The sequence below is a fragment of the Rhodococcus jostii RHA1 genome, assembly GCF_000014565.1.
GTDB classification, from domain to species: Bacteria; Actinomycetota; Actinomycetes; order Mycobacteriales; family Mycobacteriaceae; genus Rhodococcus_F; species Rhodococcus_F jostii_A.
The window spans coordinates 5,798,978-5,820,422 of the sequence record NC_008268.1; the positions used below are offsets into that span (position 1 = coordinate 5,798,978).

At 63.3% G+C, this 21,445-nt stretch carries 16 protein-coding genes and 1 pseudogene; 14 read left to right on the forward strand and 3 right to left on the reverse strand.

From position 1 onward, the window contains the following. Positions 1 to 1,030 precede the first annotated feature (1,030 nt). The 8 genes from RHA1_RS26500 (at position 1,031) to RHA1_RS26535 (ending at position 11,081) form a co-directional block, all read left to right on the forward strand. Positions 1,031 to 2,554, forward strand: a complete 1,524-nt coding sequence (locus RHA1_RS26500) for a sugar transferase (RefSeq protein WP_041812068.1) — start codon at positions 1,031 to 1,033, stop codon at positions 2,552 to 2,554. 183 nt (positions 2,555 to 2,737) lie between these two features. After that, on the forward strand, positions 2,738 to 3,817 hold the full coding sequence (manB, locus tag RHA1_RS26505; RefSeq protein ID WP_011597625.1) for a mannose-1-phosphate guanylyltransferase: 1,080 nt from the start codon (positions 2,738 to 2,740) through the stop codon (positions 3,815 to 3,817). A gap of 3 nt (positions 3,818 to 3,820) precedes the next feature. Continuing rightward, positions 3,821 to 5,128, forward strand: a complete 1,308-nt coding sequence (gene manA / locus RHA1_RS26510; protein WP_011597626.1) for a mannose-6-phosphate isomerase, class I — start codon at positions 3,821 to 3,823, stop codon at positions 5,126 to 5,128. Between the two features lie 75 nt (positions 5,129 to 5,203). Continuing rightward, positions 5,204 to 6,106 carry a UTP--glucose-1-phosphate uridylyltransferase gene (locus RHA1_RS26515; protein WP_011597627.1) on the forward strand — a complete coding sequence of 301 codons (903 nt, stop codon included), beginning with the start codon at positions 5,204 to 5,206 and terminating at the stop codon, positions 6,104 to 6,106. Between the two features lie 393 nt (positions 6,107 to 6,499). Beyond that, complete coding sequence (locus RHA1_RS26520; protein WP_011597628.1) at positions 6,500 to 8,023, forward strand: sugar transferase; 1,524 nt, start codon at positions 6,500 to 6,502, stop codon at positions 8,021 to 8,023. A 168-nt stretch (positions 8,024 to 8,191) separates the two neighbouring features. Beyond that, complete coding sequence (locus RHA1_RS26525) at positions 8,192 to 9,322, forward strand: glycosyltransferase (protein ID WP_148228416.1); 1,131 nt, start codon at positions 8,192 to 8,194, stop codon at positions 9,320 to 9,322. Further along, a complete protein-coding gene (locus tag RHA1_RS26530) occupies positions 9,319 to 9,858 on the forward strand; it encodes a serine O-acetyltransferase (RefSeq protein ID WP_011597630.1) in 540 nt (179 codons plus the stop codon). The genes RHA1_RS26525 and RHA1_RS26530 overlap by 4 nt, the downstream gene beginning before the upstream one ends. After that, positions 9,855 to 11,081, forward strand: a complete 1,227-nt coding sequence (locus RHA1_RS26535; RefSeq protein ID WP_011597631.1) for an MATE family efflux transporter — start codon at positions 9,855 to 9,857, stop codon at positions 11,079 to 11,081. Before RHA1_RS26530 ends, RHA1_RS26535 begins: the two co-directional genes overlap by 4 nt. An 11-nt stretch (positions 11,082 to 11,092) precedes the next feature. On the opposite strand, the gene RHA1_RS26540 is transcribed toward RHA1_RS26535, so the two are convergent. Together RHA1_RS26540 and RHA1_RS26545 are read right to left on the reverse strand one after the other, a co-directional pair. Continuing rightward, positions 11,093 to 12,241, reverse strand: coding sequence for a glycosyltransferase family 4 protein (locus RHA1_RS26540; RefSeq protein WP_011597632.1), 1,149 nt, complete (start codon positions 12,239 to 12,241; stop codon positions 11,093 to 11,095). Continuing rightward, complete coding sequence (locus tag RHA1_RS26545) at positions 12,238 to 13,014, reverse strand: WecB/TagA/CpsF family glycosyltransferase (protein WP_011597633.1); 777 nt, start codon at positions 13,012 to 13,014, stop codon at positions 12,238 to 12,240. The genes RHA1_RS26540 and RHA1_RS26545 overlap by 4 nt, the downstream gene beginning before the upstream one ends. A 259-nt stretch (positions 13,015 to 13,273) precedes the next feature. On the opposite strand from RHA1_RS26545, the gene gmd reads away from it, so the two are divergent. The 6 genes and pseudogenes from gmd (at position 13,274) to RHA1_RS26575 (ending at position 19,099) form a co-directional block, all read left to right on the forward strand. Next, positions 13,274 to 14,302 carry a GDP-mannose 4,6-dehydratase gene (gene gmd / locus RHA1_RS26550; protein ID WP_050787388.1) on the forward strand — a complete coding sequence of 343 codons (1,029 nt, stop codon included), beginning with the start codon at positions 13,274 to 13,276 and terminating at the stop codon, positions 14,300 to 14,302. After that, entirely contained in the window at positions 14,299 to 15,267 is a 969-nt protein-coding gene (locus tag RHA1_RS26555; RefSeq protein ID WP_011597635.1) for a GDP-L-fucose synthase family protein, read from the forward strand. Before gmd ends, RHA1_RS26555 begins: the two co-directional genes overlap by 4 nt. Positions 15,268 to 15,318: 51 nt before the next feature. Next, positions 15,319 to 16,644 (forward strand): UDP-glucose dehydrogenase family protein, encoded by a 1,326-nt coding sequence (locus RHA1_RS26560; RefSeq protein ID WP_011597636.1) that lies wholly within the window; start codon positions 15,319 to 15,321, stop codon positions 16,642 to 16,644. 164 nt (positions 16,645 to 16,808) lie between these two features. Continuing rightward, positions 16,809 to 17,249: a YdcF family protein gene (locus RHA1_RS26565; RefSeq protein ID WP_237726955.1), complete on the forward strand. Its 441-nt coding sequence runs from the start codon at positions 16,809 to 16,811 to the stop codon at positions 17,247 to 17,249. 11 nt (positions 17,250 to 17,260) lie between these two features. Next, positions 17,261 to 17,725: pseudogene (locus RHA1_RS52035) on the forward strand (tyrosine-protein kinase family protein); the annotation flags it as partial. Positions 17,726 to 17,791: 66 nt separating this feature from the next. After that, the gene (locus RHA1_RS26575) at positions 17,792 to 19,099 is read left to right on the forward strand and encodes an O-antigen ligase family protein (protein WP_050787389.1); all 1,308 of its coding nucleotides are present in this window, start codon (positions 17,792 to 17,794) and stop codon (positions 19,097 to 19,099) included. A gap of 338 nt (positions 19,100 to 19,437) precedes the next feature. On the opposite strand, the gene RHA1_RS26580 is transcribed toward RHA1_RS26575, so the two are convergent. After that, the gene (locus tag RHA1_RS26580) at positions 19,438 to 21,297 is read right to left on the reverse strand and encodes a DUF4012 domain-containing protein (protein WP_011597641.1); all 1,860 of its coding nucleotides are present in this window, start codon (positions 21,295 to 21,297) and stop codon (positions 19,438 to 19,440) included. Positions 21,298 to 21,445: the final 148 nt, after the last annotated feature.

Below are 21,445 nucleotides of genomic sequence, written 5' to 3' on the forward strand. Positions count from 1 at the left end.
TCCAGCAGGCGTCTTGCACTAGCATCTCTTTCGGCCAATGCACGTCGTATCCGACGAGGCATGGGCGCGCAAGCAGTGGTGCAGGTAGAACTCGCACGACATGTCTTCACTCGTGGGAGATGAAGGCGAAAACAAACGGGCACTCCTCATCGGCGCCGGCATCGATCGTGAGGGTGATCGCGGGTTCGCCGTGTTCGATGCTCCACTGCACGTGCTTCGATCCAGGAATCAACCCAGGTGCGGGGGCTCCGACTATCGGGACGGTGGCCTCAGGGAAACGCGATCGGGTGAAACTCGTTGACACTAAATGAGATCGTTGTCCGTCGCACTCGCGATCAGCCCGTACCGCCACCGACTCACTCGCATGGTACGTGCCCCGATCCACATGCCGGACCGGCAGAACTTCGGGCTTCGTCGTAGTTCTCGCTGATCAGGCAGTAGCCCTCGATCGGGCCTCTAACTCGGCCGATCTCAGGCAGATGACTCAATACCGCTCCTTCATCGCGGGTGGCAGGGTCGACAGCTCCTTCTCGTTCTGACGCTATAGGCCGCTGAGGTCAGATGGAAGCGAGCAGACTACCTGGACTGTTTCTGCCCCTCTGATCGTGGTGCGGCGGTGTAACCCGGGGCGCGTTCTTCGGGTGACGAGGCAGCGTGCCTTTTCGTCGGATTCTGGACGCCACGCGGGATCCCGCGGGACGAGGTCGACCGGACGGCAGACGCGCAAAAGTGGTCAACATACCTGTTCGCCGACGATCGTGCCAGAGTTTACTGTTACGCGAGGTAGCGGATTCACCCCGAATGTGTGTCATTTGAGCGATATACATGCCCCCTGAACTGCAGAGTTACGTCTACTGCGCGACTCCCTCGGAGGCGGGTGTGAACCTGCTCACTTGACGTCTCAACTGGTGACCGAACGTGCAAATATCATCTCCGGCAGCAAACAAGGGGCGATTGTCATCATCGCCACACGTCGTGAGAACACACGACCTGACCTACCTCGTGTATGGCTCTCGTACGGAAGGCGCGCATGGTGACGGCATTCGATGCTCCCCTCGATCCCTCGCGGGGTGCGCGGGAGGTAGGGGTGACCACGGCTGCGGACGACCGACTCGCCAGTCGACGCGACTGGCAGGCCGCCTACATCCGGCGCCTATTGGTCTCCGACACGCTGATCGTGATCGCTGCGGTCGCGCTCGCGCAGTGGGTGCGGTTCGGTGACAGCGGGATCCTGACCACGAGCGATATGGGACACGACGTCAGCTACACGCTCGTCTCCGCTCTGCTGATCGTGGCGTGGCTGACCACACTGACGATCTTCCGGACTCGCACGGTGCGGGTGATCGGGAGTGGGCCCGACGAGTATCGACGGATCTTCGTGTCCACCGTGCGGCTGTTCGGTTTCATCGCGATGCTGGCGCTGTTGTTCCGCCTCGATCTGGCGAGGCTCTACCTCGCCATAGCGTTTCCCGTCGGACTGGTGGCTCTGATGGTGAGCCGCTGGGTGTGGCGTCAGGTGGTTGCTCGTAAGCGGTCGCGCGGAGAGTTTCAGACGTCGGTCCTGGTAGTGGGCAACGAAGGTGCCGTCCGGATTCTCGCGGAATCCTTCGCCCGAGGTACGGCTGACGGATATCGCGTGGTGGGCGTCTGCATTCCGGGACACTCAGGCGAGCATGGCGACAAGATCACCGTCGCCGGCCGCGATATTCCTGTGCTCGGCAGCGAGCTCGATGTGATCGATTCGCTGGGGTTCTGTCACGCCGACACCGTGGCCGTCACGGCCACCGAGCATCTCGGGCACGAAGGGATGCGCGCTCTCGCCTGGGACCTCGAGCCGCACGACGTCGACCTGGTGGTTTCACCCGGAATGATGGATGTGTCCGGTCCGCGTCTGTCGATGCGGCCGGTGGCGGGACTTCCGCTGATTCATGTGGAGAAGCCGCAATATCACGGCGCGCAGAAGTTTTCGAAGCTTGCGTTCGACATGGTCTTTGCGGCGTCGGCGCTCGTCCTGACGAGCCCGGTGATGATTGTGGCCGCGCTCATGATCAAGCTGACCAGCAAGGGCCCGGTGTTCTACAGGTCGGAGCGCATGGGCCTGGACGGTCGTTCGTTCCCGATGCTCAAGTTCCGCAGCATGGTGGTGGACGCCGACAAACAGGTCGCGGCGCTGATGACGGCGAACGAGGGTGCCGGCGTCCTCTTCAAGATCCGTGAGGATCCGCGGGTCACACGCGTGGGCGGAGTTCTGCGCAAGTACAGCCTCGATGAGCTTCCACAGTTTCTCAACGTTCTTCGGCGGGAGATGAGCGTGGTAGGCCCGCGCCCGCCTTTGCGCCGAGAAGTCGAGGCCTACGACGGCACGGTCCGTCGCCGGCTGCTGGTGAAGCCGGGCATCACCGGCCTGTGGCAGGTGAGTGGGAGATCGGACCTTTCGTGGGAAGAGACTGTGCGGCTGGATCTCTCGTATGTGGAGAACTGGTCGATGATGGGAGATGTCCTCATCATCGGCAAGACGGTGCGGGCTGTGGTGGCCGGTGACGGGGCGTATTAGGACATCGAGTTGCCGGTGAGGGACCTTGCCGTCGAAACATAGGGTTTCAGTGCACATCAACGTACCTGTGCGTCACAGATAGCCCGTTATCACGCCGCCATTCCGCGTGGAGTCGAGTGGCGCGCGAATCGCGATCGGGTTTCAATCATTTCACCGTATTCGGGCATGGAGGGGATGTCGGACATGAGGATCGATACTGCGCCGGACGCGGTCATTCTGGTCGGCGGTATGGGAACCCGGCTGCGTCCGTTGACGCTGTCCGTGCCCAAGCCGATGCTGCCGACTGCGGGAGTCCCCTTCCTGACTCACCTGCTGTCACGCATCAAGGACGCGGGACTCTGCCATGTGGTGCTCGGGACGTCGTTCAAAGCGGAAGTCTTCGAACAGTATTTCGGCACGGGTGAAGAGTTCGGGCTGGAGATCGAGTACGTCACCGAGGACGAGCCGCTCGGTACCGGGGGCGCTATCCGGAATGTCTTGCCCAATCTTCGTGCCGACACCGTGGTGGTATTCAATGGTGACGTCCTCGGCGGCACCGATATGCGGGCTGTTCTGCAGACACACGCGGAGGCCGATGCCGACGGGACGCTGCACCTGGTCCGGGTGAGTGATCCGCGCCCGTTCGGCTGCGTGCGGACGGACTCGAATGGCCGGGTCACCGCGTTCCTCGAGAAGGCGCAGGATCCACCGACCGACCAGATCAACGCCGGCTGCTACGTATTCCGGCGGGAGTGGATCGAGAAGATTCCTTCCGACCGCCCCGTGTCGGTGGAACGTGAGGTGTTTCCCGCATTGGTGTCCGGCGGGACGCGGGTGTTCGGCCACGTCGATTCCGCCTACTGGCGAGACATGGGGACGGTCAACGATTTCGTTGCCGGGTCGGCGGATCTGGTTCGCGGCATAGCGCCTTCGTCCGCGCTGAGCGGTACGAGGGGTGAGTCGCTCATCCATCCGAGCGCCATAGTTGCACCGGGTGCGGTGTTGATCGGCGGCACGGTGCTCGGTGCACGCGTAACCGTCGGTGCGGGTGCGCGTCTAGACGGAGCCGTGGTGTTCGACGGCGCCCATGTCGAAGCCGGTGCGGTGATCGAGCGATCGATTCTCGGGCACGACTGCCGGATCGGACCCCGCGCGCTTGTGCGCGATTCGGTGGTGGGAAACGGCGCCGACGTGGGCGCTCGATGCGAGCTATTGCGCGGAGCCCGTGTCTGGCCCGATGTGACGTTGCCGGATGGTGGCGTCCGATTTTCCACAAATGTCTGATCGATGAAACGCCTTCACGGAGTGATCCGATCGTATGCCTGGGGCTCCCACACCGTGCTGGCGGAGCTCACGGGACGACCCTCGCCGTCCGATCGGCCCGAAGCCGAACTATGGCTCGGCGCGCATCCGGCAGACCCGGCTCATGTGGACGACGCGGTCTCCGGCGTCTCACTTCTCGACGTGATTTCGGCCGACCCTCTCGGGCAACTGGGGGCGGCCAACGCGGAGCGATTCCGAGGTCGCCTTCCGTTTCTGCTCAAGGTGCTCGCCGCGGATGAACCGCTGTCGTTGCAGGCGCACCCGAACGCCGTGCAGGCACGTGAAGGCTTCGAACGCGAAAACGCAAGCGGTGTCCCGCTCGACTCGCCTGCCCGCAACTACAAGGACGACAACCACAAACCGGAACTTGTGGTGGCGCTGACGAAATTCGAGGCGCTCGCCGGGTTCCGCGACGTGCGGCGAACCGTCGCGTTGCTGCGAGCGCTGGGTGTCGCGGAGTTGAACCGGTGTGCGGAACAACTGGAAGCTCAGACCAACTCCTCGGGTATCCGCGCGCTGTTCACGCAGTGGATCACGGGTGATAGGCACCCGGCGACGCTGATCGGTGGTGTGGTCGAGGGCTGCCGGCGGTACCTGTCGACCATGTCCGACGGAGCGGACGGGGAGTTCGCCGCGGAGGCGCAGACCGCGCTCGAGCTGGGGAGCAGGTATCCGAACGACCCCGGGGTGCTGATCTCGCTGCTGCTCAATCGGATCACGCTCGAACCGGGGGAGGGCCTGTTTCTCGCCGCCGGAAATCTGCATGCATACCTTCGAGGCGCGGCCGTCGAGATCATGGCCAACTCGGACAATGTGCTGCGTGGCGGTTTGACCCCGAAGCACGTTGACGTACCCGAGCTGCTGAATGTCCTCGATTTTCGGCCTGCGCCCATGCCAGTTCTGGGTGCGGACGGTGTTGATCCTGACCTCAGACGCCTGTACCGAACGCCGGAGGCAGAATTCGAGCTCACCCGGCTGAAACTCGACACGAGCAGGGATGATGGGTCGTCATCCGCAGCGACTCTCGCCGCCGGGGACCCACGGATCGTTCTCTGCACGGCGGGATCGACCGTCCTCTCGTCCCAGTGCGACTCGCTCGAGCTGAGTGCGGGGCAGTCGGCGTGGTTGCCTGCATCAAACCCCGCGGTGACCCTGGCACCCGCACAGCAGCGTGCCCAGGTCTTCGTCGCACGATCGGCTCCTAGTGATGTGGACTCTCCACGCCGCCAAGGTGATTGCGCTCACATGCATTCGACGAACCTGGACAACTGACCAGTGTGACGGTTCGGCCACGCGTAAAAGTCATGACACCGCTGCTCATTCAACTTCTTCGAGAAAGGCGCAACCATGGGGGAATTGGATTCGGCTGGATTTCGCACGGCTGTGGTGCCAGCCGCGGGGATGGGAACACGATTTTTGCCGGCGACAAAGACGGTCCCCAAGGAGCTGCTTCCTGTGGTGGATACGCCCGGGATCGAGCTGGTGGCCGGCGAGGCTGCCGAGTCGGGAGCAGAGCGGCTGATCATCGTGACGGCACCAGGCAAGGATGGTGTGGTGGCGCACTTCGTCGAAGATCTGGTGTTGGAAAACAACCTTGCTGCCCGGGGAAAACACGCTCTGCTGGAGAAGGTCCGCAGGGCGCCGGGCCTCCTGGCGGTGGAGTCGGTAGTCCAGCAACAACCGCTGGGGCTCGGCCACGCGGTTGGTTGCGCTGAAGCGGTGCTGGGCGACGACGAGGATGCGATCGCGGTTCTGCTACCGGACGACTTGGTACTGCCGAATGGCGTGCTCGACGTCATGTCGCGCGTGCGAGCGAAGCGTGGCGGAACGGTGTTGTGTGCCATCGACGTCCCGAAGGAGGAGGTGAGCGCATATGGAGTCTTCGACGTCGAGATGGTCCCCGATGTCGTGAATCCGAACGTATTGAGGGTGAAGGGCATGGTGGAGAAGCCGAAACTCCAGGACGCGCCGTCGACTCTCGCGGCCGCAGGCCGTTACCTCTTGGATAGGGCAATCTTTGATGCGCTCCGACGAATTCGCCCGGGAGCGGGCGGCGAATTGCAGTTGACCGACGCGATCGCGCTGCTCATCTCGGAAGGGCATCCCGTACACGTAGTAGTCCATCGTGGGCCCCGGCACGACCTCGGCAATCCCGGGGGGTTCCTCCGCGCATCCGTGGATCTGGCGCTCAGTCATCCCGAATATGGGGCGGACCTCCGAACGTGGCTGGAGAATAGGGTTAAGGGCTAGCGAGGTTCGGTTCGCCCCTTTGCGTTTCGTCGGACCTGATCCTGGTCAGAGTGACGTTACCGTGTTGTTACTGTCCAGTACGAAGTGCGCAACATACTCGAAGATAGGAAGCGGTGCCAGCAGGCGGGTCTAGGGTTTTCCTGCGGCCTGGTCCCCGAGCGCGTCACTCTAAGCGGGAATCCTCCAGTTGACCAGGGTCGAAGGTCCCTCTCTCTGAGGAAAAAATGATGGTGTGAATCGCATCACTCCAGGGTGTCTGAAGTGTAACGAGGCGACCGCAAGTGCGATTATTAGCTGGCAGCAAAACTCCCGGGGGGCGGACTTCCTCTACCGCCACGCAGGTCGCGAGACAGTGACGCTCGCTAACTCTTTGGTCCTAGTTGGAAGGCTCAGATGGTGACGTCGTTCGGTGTCTCGCTCGACTCCGCACCCCCCGCTGGGGGTACCACGCCCGCATCGGGTCTCGAAGGCAGACTCAGCGGCAGGCGTGCCTGGCAGGCCGCGTACATCCGGCGGTTGTGGGTTTCGGACACGGTGATCGTGATCGCGGCAGTAACGCTCGCGCAGTGGGTCCGGTTCGGCGACAGCGGCGTCCTGCACACCTCGGCCTTCCCTCAGGCACTCAGCTATGCGCTGGTGTCTGCTTTGCTTGCGTTGTCGTGGCTCGCCACGCTCATCATCTTCCGGACCCGCACGACCCGTGTGATTGGTAGCGGCCCGGATGAGTACCGGCGCATCTTCGTCTCCACTGTCAGGCTGTTCGGCCTGATAGCTATCGTGTCGCTTCTTTTCCGCCTCGACCTTGCGCGTCTGTATCTCGCCATTGCTTTCCCTGTGGGGCTGGTCGGTCTGCTGGTCAGCCGCTGGGTTTGGCGTCGGGTGATCGCTCGCAAGCGCTCACGTGGCGAGTTCCAGACCTCCGTGCTAGTGGTAGGCGGTGAGCGCGCGGTCCGCAGTTTGGCCGAATCGTTCGAGCGCGGCACGGGCGACGGATACCGCGTGGTTGGCATGTGCATCCCAGGGCACACCGGCGCCCGAAACGACAAGATCGTTGTCGGAGATCGTGATATACCCGTGTACGGCGACGAGGGTGACGTAATTCGTGCGTTGGGTTTCTGCAACGCTGATACCGTTGCCGTGACAGCAACAGAGCACCTCGGGCACGAGGGTATGCGTTCGCTTGCATGGGACCTCGAACCCCATCACGTGGATCTGGTGGTATCTCCCGGAATGATGGACGTGTCCGGTCCGCGCCTGTCGATGCGACCGGTGGCCGGCCTTCCGCTCATTCACGTGGAGAAGCCGAGATACCACGGCGCGCAGAAGTTCTCGAAAATCTCATTCGACTTCGTGTTCGCGACCCTTGCGCTAGTTCTCGTCAGTCCCGTGATGCTGGCAGCTGCGCTCGCGATCAAGTTGACGAGTAAGGGACCGGTGTTTTACAAGTCGGAGCGTATGGGTTTGGACGGCAGGCCTTTCCCGATGCTCAAGTTCCGCAGCATGATCGTCGACGCGGACAAGCAGGTGGCGTCACTAACGGGAGCGAACGAGGGCGCTGGCGTGTTGTTCAAGATGCGGGAGGATCCCCGGGTGACGAAGGTGGGCAGGTACCTTCGCAAGTACAGCCTCGACGAGTTGCCACAGTTCATCAACGTGCTGCGCCGCGAAATGAGCGTTGTGGGTCCGCGGCCGCCCCTGCGGCGGGAGGTCGAGGCCTATGACGGCACGGTGCGTCGCCGGCTGCTAGTCAAGCCCGGCATCACAGGCTTGTGGCAGGTCAGCGGACGCTCCGACCTGTCGTGGGAGGAGACTGTGCGCCTGGACCTGTCCTATGTGGAGAACTGGTCGATGATGGGTGACGTCCTGATCATCGGGAAGACCGTCCGCGCGGTCCTCGCCGGCGACGGCGCGTACTAGGAGCCGACGAGTGACTATGTTCAGGGCAGCCCTGCAGGTGCGTTGTGCCGATGTTGTGCGTGAAATGCCCTTTGCGGCAATGTCTGTGATTGACAGTTCGATGTACTTCGGGTTGCTCGTACCGGGATCATGTGTCCTTGGTCGGCCCGTGGGGGTGGAGGGACAGTGGTGAGAACCGAGACCATGGTGGGCGCGCGGCCACGCGTGAGCATCATCCTGCCCTACCTGAACAGCTATCGAGTGCCTCTGCTGCAGGCTCTCGACACCAAGCTGGCCGATCAGGGGATCGCGCTGGACGTCGCGACCGGCACCCCCGAAGGAGTGGACGTGGCCCGCGGTGACGGCGCCACCGGCTACCCAACCCGCGAACTTCGGAAGCTTGGGGTGCCCACCCCGAAGGGCGCGGTTTACATCCGTCGCCTCGACAAGACGATCCGCAGCGCCGACGTCGTCATCGTCGAGCACGCCATCAAAAACCTCGACAGCCACGCACTCCTGTTCCGGCCCCGCACGAGCGCGAAGGTCGCGATCTGGGGGCACGGCCGGACGATCACCAAACCGCAGTCGGCACTAGAGAACCGGGTACAGCGCGCCATGATCGCGCGGGCCGATTGGTACTTCGGCTACACCCCGGGCAGCGTCGCGCGTGCCAATCAGATGGGGATGCCGGCCGATCGGTGCACCAACGTGCAGAATACGGTGGATACCGACCATCTGAAGGCACTGCGACGTCAGCACCCCCGGGCCGGCGGTGCGGAGTGGCCGGCCCTCTACGTCGGTGGTCTCGACGAATCGAAGCGCCTCGACTTTCTACTTGAGGCAGGTCGCCGGATACACGCACAGGATCCGCGATTCCGGTTGATCGTCGTCGGCAACGGCCGTGACCGCGGCAAGGTCGAGACAGCTGCGCGGGAAGAGTGGTGCACCTATCTCGGCAACTTCCCGCTCGCCGACAACTTTTACGCAGTCAAGGACTGTAACGCAATCCTCATGCCCGGACGTGTCGGGCTGGCCGCCGTGGACTCGTTCGCAATCGAGGCTCCGATCGTGACCACCGACTGGACGTGGCATGCGCCCGAGTTCGAGTACTTGACCACACAGAACTCGATCACCACAGCCGATACTGTGGACGACTATGCGTACCGCATCCTCGACCTCATGCGCTCACCGACCGCCCTGGCGGATCTGCAACAACAGTGCGCGCACACCGCCGAACAGCTGTCCATAGAGGACATGGCCACCCGATTCGCCGACGGCGTCGTCTCGGTTCTCGACTCGAAGCGGAGGACCCGCCTGTGACCCGATCACGTACCAGCACTGTCTTCCAGGACTGGTCGGCGAACGCGACCAACCCGAAGGCACGAATCGTGCTCGCCGCCTTCCGGGTCGCGCACCTGTGCCGCTCGACCCGCAACTGGCGCATCAACCCCGTGGTCCTGGCCGTCGGTGTCCTCTACCGTGTCCTCGTCGAGTGGATCCTGGGCATCGAGATCCCTTGGAAGACGAAGATCGGACCGAACTTCGTCGTGTACCACGGCATCGGCATCGTGATCAACGACGCCACGGTGATCGGCTCGGGGGTCACGTTGCGGCACAACGTCACCATCGGATCGAAAACCCACGATGGGCCGGCGCCGCGGATCGAGGACGACGTCGAAGTCGGCGCCGGCGCGATCATCCTCGGCGACATCGTCATCAGGAAGGGCGCCGTAATCGGTGCGGGCGCGGTCGTATCCCAAGACGTGCCCGCCGGTGCGGTCGTCGTGGGGAACCCGGCCCGTGTCGTCAATGCGACACTGGACGCGGTGTCCGTGGACGCCGTCGCGGATCAATGACCGAGCCAGCCGTACGGCGCGGACTGCGGTATCGCGTCCTACACGCCGCGGCGCTCCCCGCACTGAGTGTCGCGCTGACTGGCATCACCAACCTCACGATGACGGTCGGTGTGCAGGCCTTTGCCGGCCTCGACGCTCTGGGGGCCTTCTCCCTGATTTATGCCCCCGCGATGGTCGGACTCGCCATCCAGCGGCTCGTGCTCAGTCAGACACTTATGAGGGGAGCACACGTCAGCCGCGTCTCGGGGTTACCGTTGGCGTTGGTGTTGATGTGGGTGTCCTTCCCCGCACTGTCCGCGGTCATGGCGGTATTCGTCTCCGGACCTGCGGTGTTCAAGTTGCTGCCGCTCGTGTGTTGCCTGTCGTTGTTCCAGGACTTCCTGAGATACATGTTTCTCGGTGCGAAAGCGCCGGCGCCGGCGTTCGTCTCGGACCTGGTGTGGTTCGTGATCGGCGCGCTCGGCCTCGCAGTGGCGAGCGTGGCCCCGGAGCGCGCTCTCGTGTTCATCATCGGAGCGCAGATCGTCGGTGCCGCCGTCTCCGCCGCGACGCTGTTCCACGCACGCAGCCGGATCGGGGCGATCCGGATTACCAAGACAGCTCCGGTCGGTCACCTGTTGACCGAGGCCACCACGATTTCCACCCTCCCGCAGCTGAGCCAGTACATCATCGCTGGGTTCGTCGGAATCGGAGTGGTGGGAGAATTCCGATCCGCCCAGCTAATGATCGTTCCGGTCACCATGCTGGCGACCCAGACACAGGCGATCATCTTTCCGCGCCTCGACCCCGAAGACCGAGGCTCCGTGCAGCGGTGGGGGCTCCTCGCCGGGGGCGCCGCAGGTCTCTTCGGACTGGTGCTGATGATCGCCCGCGCAATCAACCCATTTGGTGTCTTCGATCTGTTGGGATTCGGCGACAGTGCCTCGTTCTACTGGACCCTGGGTGCCCTCACGCTCGGTGCGGCGCTGAGCCTCTATCTCATGATCTACATGGTCCGCATCCGGATCGTGCTCCCTCAATCCTATTGGTTGCGGTGGCGGATCGGTGCCGCAGTCATCGAACCGATAGCGTCGGTGGCATCGGGGATCGCCTTCGGCGCGCCAGGATTGGCGCTCGGCAGCGTCGCATCCAACACGGCGACGCTGACCGGCTTGACGGTGAAGGAACGGATCACACCGGTCTCGGGATCGCCGCCCCTTGTGGGTAGCTCACCGAGCGGGTGAGCTACCTTAAATCACTTCGCGGCGTCAGCGATACGCCGATACACCTCGTCGATACGCTGAATCCACGCGTCCTCCGAGTACTGCCTCTGGTACGCGGTATAGGCCCGGGTGCGGATGTCCTCGTCGAGCTCGACACGCGCCAATGCCGCTGTCAGTGACAGGTTTCCGCCGTCCAAGCTGAATATTTCGCCGCTGCCGCCGGCGGTGAGCTCATCGGCGGAGGCACACCGGTCGGAGATCACGACGGGTGTTCCCGCATGCAGGGCTTCGAGTGCCACCGTGGGAATCCCCTCTGACCACAGGCTCGGCAGCACCAGTCCTCGTGCATTCGAAATCTGTTGCTGCACAGCAGAATGATCGAGAGCGCCATGGAAGCGAAACCGCTCCGGTTGGCTTTTGGCTGCCTGCGCAACAGTGTCAGTGAGAGGTCCCGCGCCAACGATGTCGAGCTGCCGGTCGGATGGCCAGTTCTCGAGAAGCCACAGAATTCCCTTTTCGGGAACCAGGCGGCCGACGTATATCCAATTTTCTCCACCATCGGTGCGGGTATGATCACCGATTTCCGTGGCAAAGTTGGGGATCAAATTCACTTCAGCATTCGGAAATAACGCGCTGAATTTATCGTGTGCCGCAGAATTCAGTACGACGAGTGCTTTCGAATTCATCAAGACGGGGGACTTGGTCCCTTTCGATCGCGTCGACCACGCAAGCGGCAATGTTGCAATAGTCGAATTTCGATAGCATTTGTTTTCGACCGCTCGAATTGAGCCATGATCGAGGCATTCGGTGCAGTCGCCGCCATCCCGCCACAACGTCGCGGCCGCGCACACGGTGCGGTAGTTGTGCAGGGTGGCGACGGTCCTCTGGCCCCATCGGTCAAGCCAGGAGGTGCCCCAGTTCGGAAACAGGTTGTGGACGTGGACCACCTCGGGCTCGAACTCGTCCAAAGCGGGCCCCGGGTCCGGGCCGGTCAGGTGGGCAGCCGAAAATAGCGCACGAGCTTTGTACAGCGGCTTGGCGGCCTCGACGTCGGTGTGCCGAGCAATCAGATACACCTCGTGCCCGGCCCGGCGCAGCGCCTCGGCCTGTGCCTGCACAACGGTGTTCTCACCACTCGGCTGGGCGCTGGTGTAGAAGCTGTGGACTAGGGCGACCTTCACCGCTGCGAGACCGATTCCGTCATCGCCGAGCGCAGGAACTGGACATTGCCGAACAGGTACCGGCGCCACAGGCGGCGCGGCTCGGTGCCGAGCCGGTACAGCCACTCGGTACCGGAGTTCTGCATCCACAAGGGGGCCTCCCTAGTGGTCCCCGCCGCGAAGTCGAACGCCGCCCCCACGGCCGCGCAGGGCCGCCCGGTACGTCGTGCCAGCTCAGCGGCCACGAAGTCCTGCTTCGGAGTCCCCAGCGCCACCCAGACCAGTTGCGCATCGGTCTCGGCGATCCGGGCCGCGCAGTCGCGGTAGAACTCCTCGTCGATGGGACCGAAGGGGGGAGAAAATCGCCCCGAGATCCGGATTCCCGGGTATTTGTCACTCACCGCGGCATCCAGGTTTGCCAAGGTCGCCGGAGTGGTCCCGAGAAAGAAATGACCGATATCCGCGGCCCGGCCCGCATCAAGTGTGTGCATGAATAATGAAGGGCCGCGGACCCGACCCGGAACCGGTCCAGTTGCTTGTGCGTGCTTTTTCATAAACCACACCACCGGTGTACCGTCGGGGAAATTCAAACCCGGACCATTCAGCAATTCTTGATACGGCAAATCTTCTGATGCGAGCGCCACACAATAAGCATTTGACAGGCGAATCGAAATCGGTTCGGATTCCGTTGCTGCGCGAATTACTCGGGCAACCGCGCCGGGGAGAGTCGTGACATCGAAGGGAACTGTGCCGACGCGGATTCGGACGTTATCGGGTTCCGTGGCAGGACGCATCGTTGAGATCTTCCGGTGAAGGGGAGAGGCGGCCGCCGGAGTGGCATCGGCCTCGAAGATTCACCGATTCTATTGCGCAGTCGCAGATAACACCACTCGCAGGGCGCCGCAGACCTGACGTTCGCCGGATTCAACGTCCCTGGTCGTCGGTGTGGGCGTGTTCCCGACGGGTCTGAGTAGCCCTGCGGTAGCAAGGATTCGGGAGGCCAGTTATCGTAGGACAGTCCGATCGGGCGATTTATCGACTAGGGAGCCGACTTTGAAGCGGGCACTGATCACCGGCATCACGGGACAAGACGGGTCGTATCTCGCGGAGCTGCTGCTCGCGAAGGGATACGAGGTGCACGGGTTGATCCGCCGGTCCTCGACGTTCAACACCTCGAGGATCGAGCACCTCTACGTCGACCCGCACGACCCTGCCGCCAAGCTGTTCCTGCACTACGGTGACCTCAGCGACGGCGCCCGCCTGGTGACACTGCTCTCGCAGATCCAGCCCGACGAGGTCTACAACCTCGCCGCCCAGTCACACGTACGGGTGAGCTTCGACGAACCTGAACACACCGGGAACACCACCGGCATCGGCTCTGTCCGGCTCCTCGAAGCCGTCCGCCTCGCCGGCCTGAACTGCCGGTACTACCAGGCCTCGAGCTCGGAGATGTTCGGAGCGACCCCACCCCCGCAGAATGAGGACACCCCCTTCTACCCACGCTCGCCCTACGGCGCGGCGAAGGTGTACTCGTACTGGGTGACGCGGAACTACCGCGAGGCGTACGGCATGTTCGCGGTCAACGGCATCCTCTTCAACCACGAGTCCCCCCGGCGCGGCGAGACCTTCGTGACACGGAAGATCACCCGCGCAGTGGCACGGATCAAGGCCGGCGTCGAGGACCACGTCTACATGGGCAACCTGGACGCCATCCGCGACTGGGGCTACGCCCCCGAATACGTCGAGGGCATGTGGCGGATGCTGCAGGCCGACCAACCCGACGACTACTGCCTCGCCACCGGGGGCCGCTACTCGGTGCGCGACTTCCTCACCGTGGCCTTCGAACACGCCGGCCTCGACTGGGAAAAGCACGTCCGCTTCGACGACCGGTACCTGCGCCCCACCGAAGTCGACGCATTGATCGGCGACGCCAGCAAGGCCGAGGTGAAGCTCGGCTGGAAGGCCCGGGTCCACACCCCCGAGTTGGCGCGGATCATGGTCGACGCCGACATCCAGGCCCTCGCGCACGAAGGCCGGCCCTGGATCGACTCCCCGGCACACCCAGACTGGGAGATCCTGTGACCGACAACCCGGTAGCCCGGCCCCTCGACCGGTCCGCACCCCTCTTCGTGGCCGGGCACCGCGGACTCGTCGGATCCGCGATCTGGCGCAACCTCGAGTCCCACGGCTTCGAGCACCTGATCGGACGCTCCTCGTTCGAACTCGATCTCCGCGACCGCTCCGCGGTCTTCGCGTTCTTCGCCGAGCAGCGCCCCCGCAATGTGGTGCTCGCCGCAGCGAAGGTCGGCGGCATCCTCGCGAACAGCACCTTCCCCGTTGACTTCCTGTCCGAAAACCTCCGTATCCAGGTCAACGTCCTCGACGCTGCACTCGAACACGGCGTCGAGCGACTGCTGTTCCTGGGCTCCTCGTGCATCTACCCGAAGATGGCCGAACAGCCCATCAAGGAGGAGTACCTGCTCACCGGGCACCTCGAGCCCACCAACGACGCCTACGCCATCGCCAAGATCGCCGGCATCATCCAGATCCAAGCCGTCCGCCGCCAGTACGGTCTCCCGTGGATCTCCGCGATGCCGACCAACCTCTACGGCCCCGGCGACAACTTCTCCCCCCAGGGATCACACGTCCTTCCCGCCCTCATCCGACGCTTCGACGAAGCCCGCCGCGACAACGTCAAATCGGTGACCAACTGGGGCACCGGGAGCCCGCGCCGGGAGTTCCTGCACGTCGACGACATGGCCTCCGCGTGCCTGCACCTCCTCGACAACTACGACGGGCCGGACCAGGTCAACGTCGGCACCGGCCAGGACTCGACGATCAAGGAAATCGCCCAGATCGTGGCCGACGAGGTCGGCTACACCGGCCAGATCGACTGGGACACCACGAAGCCCGACGGCACCCCACGCAAGCTCCTCGACATCTCCACGCTGCGTGCTTCGGGGTGGGAACCGAAGATCGGCCTGCGGGAGGGCATCGCCTCCACCATCGCCTGGTACCGCGACAACGTCACCGCCCTGCGCACCTAATCGCACCGACCTTCCCCTGAACAGGACACCCATCACGATGACGAGACTGCCGTGAGCACACGTATCGCCGTCTTCGGCACCGGATACCTCGGCGCCACCCATGCGGCCTGCATGGCCGAACTCGGCCACGAGGTCCTCGGCGTCGACGTCGACCCCGCGAAGCTCGCCAAACTCACGGCGGGCGAGGTGCCCTTCTACGAACCGGGTCTGGACGAGGTACTGCGCCGCAACATCGCCGCCGACCGCCTCAGGTTCACCGACTCCTACCAGGAGGCGGCCGACTTCGCCAACGTGCACTTCCTCGGCGTCGGTACCCCGCAGAAAAAGGGCGAGTTCGCCGCCGACCTGACCTATGTCGACGCAGTCATCAACACCCTCGCACCGCTGATCAACGCTCCGGCGGTAATATTCGGCAAGTCCACGGTGCCGGTGGGCACCGCTCAACGACTGCAAGCCCGCGCCCACGAACTGTCACCGGCCGGCCACGACCTCGAGGTCGCATGGAACCCCGAGTTTCTTCGCGAAGGGTTCGCCGTGCAGGACACCCTGCATCCGGACCGCCTCGTCCTGGGAGTCGACCGCGACCGCCCAGGCCGCGCCGAAACCGTCGCCCGCGAGGTCTACGCCCAGCTGATCGATGAAGATATCCCGTTCCTGGTCACCGACCTTGCCACCGCGGAACTCGTCAAGACATCCGCGAATGCGTTTCTCGCGACGAAAATTTCGTTCATCAACGCGATCGCGGAAGTCTGCGAAGCCGCTGGCGCCGACGTCACCGTGCTGGCCGACGCCATCGGCCACGACGCCCGCATTGGTCGCCGCTTCCTCAATGCTGGGCTCGGCTTCGGCGGTGGCTGCCTGCCCAAGGACATCCGCGCCTTCATGGCCCGCGCCGGCGAACTCGGCGCCGACCAGGCACTCACCTTCCTCCGCGAGGTCGACAACATCAACATGCGGCGCCGCACCCGAATGGTCGAGCTCGCTCGAGAGGCTTGCGGATCCCTGCTCGGCGCCCGGGTCGCGGTCCTCGGCGCCGCGTTCAAACCCGACTCCGACGACGTCCGCGACTCCCCCGCGCTGAATGTCGCAGGCCAGATCCAGCTCCAGGGCGCCGCGGTCACCGTGTACGACCCAAAGGCGAACAACAACTCGCGCAAACTGTTCCCTACCCTCGGATACGCCGACAACGTCCTCGACGCCTGCGAGGGAGCAGACGTCGTCCTCGTCCTCACCGAATGGCCCGAATTCCAGAAACTGCAACCAGCCGACATCGAAGGCGTTGTCCGCAAACAGTCGCTCATCGACGGACGCAACTGTCTCGACCCGTTCCAGTGGCGTGCGGCGGGGTGGACGTATCGGGGGTTGGGCAGACCGTAAGCAACAGGGAGAAGAGTTCGATTGACGAGGGGGACTGTGCTGTGGCGCGACGGCGGCAACGATTCTTGCTGGCAGCGGCACTGGCGGTGATGACGACCGCGACTGCCCTTTTGTGGGGAGGACGCATCATTTATAGCAACGCCCCCGAAGATCCTCTCCGCCCAGTGGATGCCATCGTGGTTCTGGGTGGTGAGAACGACGGCCGCGTCCCCTACGCCGTATCCCTCGCCGAACAAGGACTCGCGCGACAAGTGGTCATCTCGAACCCCCACGACGCCCGCGATCCCAGCACCAACGAAGGATGCGCCACCACCGACCCACGCTTCACCGTGACCTGCGTGGCACCCCACCCCGCCACCACCAGAGGCGAAGCACAGTTCACCCGGACACTTGCCGTACAGAACGGATGGACCAGCGTCCTCGTCGTCAGTTGGCGTTACCACCTACCCCGGGCCCGGTACATCTTTCAGCGGTGCTTCGATGGTGATCTCACCATGCATGCCGTACCCCGCAGCTACGACTTCAGCCTCGCGAAATGGGGGTACGTCTACGCCTACCAGACCGCTGGCTTCGTCAAAGCCGCCCTCCAAGGACGGTGCTTGTGAACATAACTGACCGGCATTCGCTCGCCGAACTCCGCGAACGATTCGACTACGTCATCGTCGACGCGTCACCGCTGCTGCCCGTCACCGACGCAGCCGTGCTCACCACGATGTTTGACGGTGCCCTCGTCATCGCCCGGCATGCCGAGACCAAGCGCGAGCAGTTGTCGCGGGCGGTGGGGAACTTGCACGGCGTCGGTGCCACCATCCTCGGCACTATCACCACGATGGCACCGTGCCGTGGCCGCGGAGTGTACGAGTACAAGTACTACTACGAGACCGACACTGCGGCGCCACTTGCGCCGCAGGCCGGGCAACCGCACGACGGGCAGGCCGATGACCGCCAGCACGCATTCGTCGCAGCAGGAGAAGGGGGGCAGCCCACCGCGAATACGTCGAGACCTATAGTCGGGTCACACCATGGGGTGACATTGCCTCCGGCGCGACGTCCGCGCGACCACGTCCAGGAAGAGGACTAAGTGTCTCGAACATCCCTCACGTTACCTGCAGGGTCATTGACGATCCCCAGCGAGCAACCAGACGAAATGGCACCGGAAGATCAGGTCCGTCTCCGCCGTGCTCGCGCCGCACTCTGGTTGGGCGCCTTCATGCCGATCATCTACACGGTCGGTAAGGGAGTTAACGATGTGGGCGGTGTGGGACCGCTCGAGTTGCTTCGCGGAGGTGGAGGTCTTGCCCTATACGCGCTCGTGTTCATGATACGCCCGCCAAAGGTTCGGTCACTTCGGAACGGCATCGCAGAAGCCGGCCTGATCTTCTTCGTCGTAATCGCGGCACTCAGTTGCTTCTGGTCCGTCGATGCCAAGACAACCCTGCTCAAGCTCGTTCCACTCGTCGTGACCTATCTCTGCCTCGCGAAGCTCGCTACGTTGTACGGCAGCGTGCAGGAGACTGTTTGTGCGGTCGTGACGGTTGCTCACATGATTCTTATCGGAACTCTTGTGCAGTTAGTGATCTGGCCTGACCGTGCGTATTCGACAGACACAGTCGGTGAGGATCCGCGCATCCACAGTCTCCTACCGGCGATCGCGTCGAACCTGTTCGGGCTTGTCGCAGCGATCGGCATCGCTGGTGTCTGTTTGACGATAGGTCCCAGGTGGACTGCACGGGCACCATGGAACGTGGTTTTGGTGTGCGTGTACTTCGTACTGCTTCTCGGTACCCGATCGCGGGTGGTGACCGCGGTGGCACTGATCATCATGCTGGTGTGCCTATTTCGCGTGATGCACCGCAGTCAAAACGCAAACATCATTGGATGGTTCGCGACGGCCGGCATCGTGGCTACAAGCTGGTGGATCACGACGCGTGATGATGTCTGGGGTCTCGTCGTTGATTTCGTCGTTCGCGGCCAGGATGCACAGGGGCTCACGACCCTCACCGGACGGACGGTCGTATGGGAGCGTGTGCTGCCCCTGATTCGTGAGGACCAATGGTGGGGACTTGGCTACTATAGCGGCCATCGTATTGGTCTTCCATTGCGAGACAGTCTCTTCAGAAACTACAGCAACTTGGACAACACTTGGCTTGAAAGTGTGGTCGGAGTTGGCATCATAGGCACGACGGGCTTGGTGGTTTTCTTGGCGTTCGGCGTGGTTCGGTCCATCCGGGCGACTGCCAGGATGGGACATTACCGCCTTCTGTCTACTCTGCTCGTCATTGGCGTGGCCTGGTTGACGCTAATCAATCCAACAGTTCAGGCCAACACATCTACGCTTGTCTTCTTCGCGTTGATCGTCTTCTCGACGCGGCGGGGTGACGCGGAGCATCTGGCTACGTGGAGCTTGCACGAAAGTGCGCCGGCAAAGTCAACCGATCTTCGGCGGGAACAGTGAGAAGCCGATGCGAATCGCTGTCATGAACGGGCCGCGGGAATACCCCCAATCAGCGTTCTTCGATGTCGGGTTGCTCGGCTCCATTGCCCCAGTCACGGCGGGCAACTGAGATCCCAGGCCGGGACTGTCGAATCCTGATCCCCGTTCGGCAAGGTTCTGATGGACAAACTGAACAGGATGCACCCCGGCACGTTGACGGCGAAGGGTGAACGGAGATTGCATTGCGTCATCCGGCCACCGCCATATCATGCATAGGCACGCAGCGCCGCCCGCTGCGCGCACCGCCGCCACAGCCAGGGCGGTGGCGGCGGTGTGAGAGGCGTCTGAGAGCATTCCGATCAGGCGCCGCAGTTCGGCACGTTCACCGTGACGGTCGGATCATCCACCAGCGGCTGGACTGGAACCCGCGCCTCGCCGGAGGTGGCGGGCTCGGTCAGCTGGTACTTGATCTCAGTCGTTTGGCCTTGCCGCACAGGGACCAGGACGTCGAACAGTGGGTGGCCCAATTCCTTACCTGTCAGGAACACGGCCGGCTTTCCGTCCACCGTCACGTTCCGCAGCTGCGCGCCTTGTGTCGCGAGTAGCGACACAGCCGACACATTGGTGCCCTTGGGGACGCCGAGGGTGTTGATGAACGTTCCCGCGACGTAATCGGGGAAGTCGCCAGGCGGTGTGTTGTTCGTCAACTTCACCGTCACGGTCGAGCGCCGGGTGTCGCCGGCGCAACTCTCAGCCGTGTAGTCGATCTGACGTGTCGTGTGGTAGTCCAGTTTGCCGCCGGCCTGATTGTTGATGACGACCCCGGCGAATGGTGCCGCATCGTCGGGAATGGTGTGACCGAGAAGGGTCTCGGCGAGAACTTGCTGTTCGTCAGGGTGCGAGCTCCACACTGCAACTCGGCGCTCGCCGGCCGCGCGGCCGAGGGCATCGAGAAGCTTCTGGGGGGATTTGATCTCTCCGGTCATCTTGTCGATCACCCGGGCGGCCACCGTCTGCAAATACTGCTTCCGGGCGTTGTTGTCGTCCGCAAACCGGACGTAGGCGGTCGACTCGGTCAGTTCCACCACATTGTCGGCATTGATCACCTCGCCGTCCGGCATCTTGACCGGACCGATCGCGTCCAGCACGTAGCTGAGGGCGACCGGGTCGGTGGCAATTGCCCCATCGACTTGCTCGCCGGATTCCTGCGCCCACAGTGACTTCCAGATCTGCGCCGCATAAGGAAAGTGTGAACTCAAGTTACTGTTACGGAAGTCGGTGGTGGGTCGGCTGTGGCCATACTGTGCCGCAAACTCGGGACCCAAATCGATCGGCTGGCTGTTCATCGGCAGGTCGGAGTTGCGGCCCAGCGTGTCTACGCGTGCGACACCGTCATTCGCACGAATGACACCGTAGCCACCCAGTAGCCCGCCCGTTCCGCGCGCCTCGGCGTTGGTCTGGAAGGCCATGAAGTAGTTGCGGGGGCCGTCTGCACCCAACATTGCGGGTGCCAGCTTCGCAGCAATTGCGGTATTCCCCAACAGCTTCGAGAGCTCCGAAAGCTGGTCCTGCAGTTGTGTACGAGCATCGGAAACCGACGCCAGGTATGTCGGTTCGTCGATGGCCTGTGCCTTATCGTTCCAACGTTGGGCAGCGACGGCAGTCTGATCCAGGACGGGTGCTGCGTCCTCGAGGGGCTGCAAGTTCACCTTGCCACCGGAGGCGATGAGTTGGTTTGGCGCCAGAGAAGTTCCGGCTGCCACCGCGGGTGTGAGCACTTCCGAGGTCAGGCCGCGCACCACTTCGGAGATCTGCTGCGAAGTCTCGAGCGGGCTGCCCAGCCACGGAATGGCGGAAGCGACGCTCCATGGGACGTTGTGGGTGTAGTCGTAGGCCTGGTTCGCGTACTTGTCGGCGTCGGCCGACGACCGCTCCGCGTTGTCGGTATTACCGTCCAGTAACGCGTCTTTCGCCAGCTGCGCGTGGTTGCGCGCCTCGTACAGATTCGCGCGTGCTTCCCTGGCCGAATAGCCGAGCCACAGACCCAGTGCCACCACCACCAGCAAAGCCACAAAACCCCCCGTGATCAGGGAACGCTTGCGCTTATAGGACTTGCTGCGGACAGAAGTGCGCTTGCGGATGCGACGAACCGAGGGCTCGCCCGCGGAAGTGCCCGAAGCGCCGGGGTTCTCGGCATCACCGCGGGAATGATCGTTCACGGATCGTGGCTCCTGTCATCGTGGTTGCGTAGAGGATACTGTGACGTGCGTCGCAGGTTTGACCCCCGCGTGGTGAGCAACGCGCTTGCTCATTATTGTCTGAGTAGCGGATTTCGCGAACCGGGTGTCTCGAGGTTCAGGCCCATCC

Coding starts and splice junctions, on each gene's coding strand:
- RHA1_RS26500 (WP_041812068.1), top strand. CDS start 1,031: ATGGTGACGGCATTCGATGCTCCCCTCGATCCCTCGCGGGGTGCGCGG.
- manB (WP_011597625.1), top strand. CDS start 2,738: ATGAGGATCGATACTGCGCCGGACGCGGTCATTCTGGTCGGCGGTATG.
- manA (WP_011597626.1), top strand. CDS start 3,821: ATGAAACGCCTTCACGGAGTGATCCGATCGTATGCCTGGGGCTCCCAC.
- RHA1_RS26515 (WP_011597627.1), top strand. CDS start 5,204: ATGGGGGAATTGGATTCGGCTGGATTTCGCACGGCTGTGGTGCCAGCC.
- RHA1_RS26520 (WP_011597628.1), top strand. CDS start 6,500: ATGGTGACGTCGTTCGGTGTCTCGCTCGACTCCGCACCCCCCGCTGGG.
- RHA1_RS26535 (WP_011597631.1), top strand. CDS start 9,855: ATGACCGAGCCAGCCGTACGGCGCGGACTGCGGTATCGCGTCCTACAC.
- RHA1_RS26545 (WP_011597633.1), bottom strand. CDS start 13,014: ATGCGTCCTGCCACGGAACCCGATAACGTCCGAATCCGCGTCGGCACA.
- RHA1_RS26575 (WP_050787389.1), top strand. CDS start 17,792: ATGGCACCGGAAGATCAGGTCCGTCTCCGCCGTGCTCGCGCCGCACTC.